The 3,488-nt window shown below is 75.4% G+C and carries 3 protein-coding genes; all 3 read left to right on the top strand.

All coding sequences use genetic code 11. From position 1 onward, the window contains the following. Positions 1–674 precede the first annotated feature (674 nt). Complete coding sequence (locus I53_RS35520; protein ID WP_043356169.1) at positions 675–1,295, top strand: trypsin-like peptidase domain-containing protein; 621 nt, start codon at positions 675–677, stop codon at positions 1,293–1,295. Positions 1,296–1,307: 12 nt separating this feature from the next. Next, complete coding sequence (locus tag I53_RS25710) at positions 1,308–2,684, top strand: hypothetical protein (protein WP_043356171.1); 1,377 nt, start codon at positions 1,308–1,310, stop codon at positions 2,682–2,684. 66 nt (positions 2,685–2,750) lie between these two features. Next, positions 2,751–3,488 (top strand): virulence factor SrfB (locus tag I53_RS25715; protein WP_043356173.1); only part of this gene is annotated, 738 nt, incomplete at its 3' end.

Consider the following 3,488-nt stretch of genomic DNA (forward strand, 5'->3'; position numbering starts at 1 on the left):
CCCCGATCACCTCCCTATCCGCCGGTCGACCGTGAGGACTGGGCCGCACGCTTTCAAGCCGGCGGCCGCGGCCGGCCCGGATGCGTCTCCCGGACCGCCTCGCGGTGTCCCCGCGCGGCCGGCCGGAGGCGGCGGCATCGCGCCGGTCGTCGCCACCGGAATCGCTGCGGCCCTGGTCGCGCTCTCCTACGTACCGGGCGTCCTGGCCTTCCCGCCGCTGCCCCAATCCGTGTCGGCCGAGTCCCGAGCCTTCCAGACGGCCTGGCTCGACGGTCTTCGCCGTCGGCGCGACGCCCTCGCCGCGGCGGAGGGATTCGCCTGCCCCCGCCTTCGGACAGAACTGCCTGGGCTCGTTCCGCAGAGCCCCGCCGGCGTGCGCCTGCCCGCGGATCCGGCGGCGGCGCCCGCGGCCCGCGCCGCCGTCGAGCCGTCGGCGCCCCCGGCGGAATCCGGCCGGCCCGGGGCGCCGGCCACCGACGGGCTGGTCGACCGGCTGGAGCGCAGCACGGTCCTGGTCCTGGCCGGCGACGCCACCGGCTCGGGGTTCTTCGTCGCGGACGACCTCGTCGTCACCAATCGCCACGTCGTCGAGGGCGCCTCGACGCTGATGATCGCCGGACGGCACGCCGGCGTCGTTCCGGCGACCCTGGTGCAGGTCGGCGACCCGGGCACCCTTGACCGACTTCGCCCTGCTGCGGGTCTCGCCGCGCTCGGGGGGGCGGCCCCTCGCCCTCGCGAAGCCGGGCCGCCCGCTGACGCCGGTGGTCGCAGCCGGGTTTCCGGGCCTCTATCTCGGCACCGACCCGACCTTCGCGCGCCTCCGGGACGGCGACGCCGCGGCGAGCCGCGACCTCGTCCCGGTGGTCCAGACCGGCGTGGTCAACCACCTGCAGCGCTACGACGAGGCTGCCGTGACGCTGGTGCTGCACGGGGCCGAGATCGCGCCGGGCAACAGCGGCGGCCCGCTCGTCGATTATTGCGGCCGCGTCGTCGGCGTGAACGCCTTCGGCCGCACGGACGACCGCATGCCGGTCACCGCGCGCTACGCCCTGGGCGCCGACGGTCTCGCGGCGTTCCTGGCGCGCGCCGGCGTGACCGCGGCTCTCGACGACCGTCCCTGCGATCTCCAGGCGACACCCCGCCCGGCGGCGACCGCCGCGGTCGAGCCGGCCGAGGCTGCCGCGACGCCGCCCGCCCCGGCACCGGCCGCGCCCGCCGGCCAGACGGCCCCGCGGCCGGACGCGCGGACTGCCGCCCCACGGTCGGGGCGCGACGCCCGGCCGCCGGCACGCTGAGGGGCCGTCATCATGTCCGCGACCACGAAGCTCACCGAGACGCCCCGCCTCGGCCTCGACCCGGTCAACCCGAAGCTCGCGCAGCAATACGAGCAACTCGTCGACCTGCTGGCGCGCCGTCTGAGCCCGGCGCACGCGCACCTGTTCGCCGAACCCGCCCCCGTCGCGGTCGCCGGCACCGGACGTCCCGGCTTCGCGTGGTTCGCCGCATTCGACGGCGACGCGCGGCCCGTGACCGCGCTCGATCCCGCCGCCGCCACGACCCTGCGCGAGACCGCGGCCCGTCTGGTCGCCGAGATCACCACCTTCGCGGATGGCCTGGAGCGCGAAGGCGAAGCTTCGCGCGACCTCGCCCGTCTGCTGCGGGAAGCGCTTGTTGTCCCGGACGCCGACCACCTGTGGTCGGTCGACGGCCAACCGGTTCTGGTGGCCTGGGGCTACCGGCGCGCCGGCTCGGACGGCCCGGCCGTCGCGCGGGGCGCCGCGATCACGGCGAGCGCCCCGGCGGTGGAAGCGCCGGCCAGCCCCTGGGCGCCGCCGCCGGCGCCGCCTTTCGACACGGCCGGAGCGCCCGCGCCGCGGCCCGGCGTCCGGCTCGCGCCCACGCGGCGGCCATGGCTCGCGCCGATCCTCTGGCTCGTCTTCGTGCTGCTCTGCGGCGTCTTGGCGGATCGGCTCCTCCGCGCCTGCGCCGTCGGCAGCGGCGACTGGCCCGCCTGGATGCGCGCGGCGCTGCCCGATCACTGCCCGGCACCGTCGGTGGCCCTCGATCCCGACGGCAGCGCGATCCTCGCGGCGATCCGGACCACGGATGGCGCCGTGCGGGCCGCCGAACTCGCCCTCACGCGCCGGGCGCTCACCTGCGACGCGAGCTGCCCGGTGCCGCCGCGGCGGGCCGCACTCGAGGCCCCGCAGGTGATCCCGCCCGACCTCGCGCGGCGTCTCACCGGCATCGAGCGCGGGCAGGGTCTCGAACTGACGCTCGCGTGGGAGGGCGCGTCCGATCTCGACCTCCAGGTCGTCTGTCCGGACCGCACGCGCATCAGCTTCGACCACCGGGCCTCCTGCGGCGCCCGCCTCGTGGCCGACCAGAACGAGAAGGGCGGGAGCAGCGCCAGCCGGCCGGTGGAGCACGTGATCTGGGACGATGCCCCCGCCCCAGAGGGCCGCTACGGCGTCGAGGTCGGGCTTTTTGCCCGTCACGGTGAGGCGAGGCCGGAGATCCCGTTCCAGATCATCCTGTCGCGTCACGGCGAGGTCGTCGAGCAGCGCACCGGCCGGATCTCGGCGGAGAGGGTCGCGCAGGCCGTGCTGTCCTTCGACCTGCCGATTCCGGCAACGCCGCAGAGCGGGCCCCAGGCCCCGACCGGGAACGCTGCTGTGCCCTGACCGACCCGACGCCCAGAGTTGCTCCCTGACCCGCCGTCCCGCGTCACACGAGACCCGCCACCCGCGATGTTCGTCGACCCCGTCCCCTTCGGCCCCACGATCCGGCTGGTCCCGCACAGCGGCGTCCAGTTCGTGGAATACGCCTTCCACATCGACACGGTCGGCCGCCTGTCCCGCCGCTTCGTCGAGCGCGCTGTCTCAGGCTCGCCCGGAGCCGACGGACGCCGGACCTACCGCCTGCTCCCGACCTGGAACGAGGACGACCCGGGCGCCGACACGGTCGAGACCGCGCAAGGCGACGACCGGGAATACGCGGTCGGCGAGCGCGGCGCCCTCGAGGTCTTCCTGGAGAAATGGACCCCGGTGCCGATGCTGCGGGTCAAGGCCGGAGTCGAGGGCGGCGAGGAACTCGACCTCGGGCCGACCAACTGGGCGCGCGTGCGGATCGTCGAGGTCGCCGACCGGGCGCCGGACAGCCCGATCAGCCACCGGGTGATCTTCGCCTTCGACACCGAGCTGCTCGAGCGGCGCCCGAACCGGCCCTACACGGCGCCTTGCCTAGAGGATGCCGCCAACGAGCACGAGTTCCGCTTCGCCCACCGCTTTCGCGACATCGGCTGGTTCCTGGGCGCGGCCGGGGAGGACGAGGAGACCCGCCGGCTGACGGGCTTCCAGGAATGGGTCCCCGCGTGGCTGATGGAGCAGTTCCGCGAGTTCAAGGCGGCGCAGCGGCCCGATCGCCCCCTGCGCGATACCGACTTCCCGAATGCGCTGGAGCATTATGCCCGGATCTCGTCTCCTCGA

This window comes from Methylobacterium sp. B1 (assembly GCF_000333255.1).
Classification (GTDB): Bacteria; Pseudomonadota; Alphaproteobacteria; order Rhizobiales; family Beijerinckiaceae; genus Methylobacterium; species Methylobacterium fujisawaense.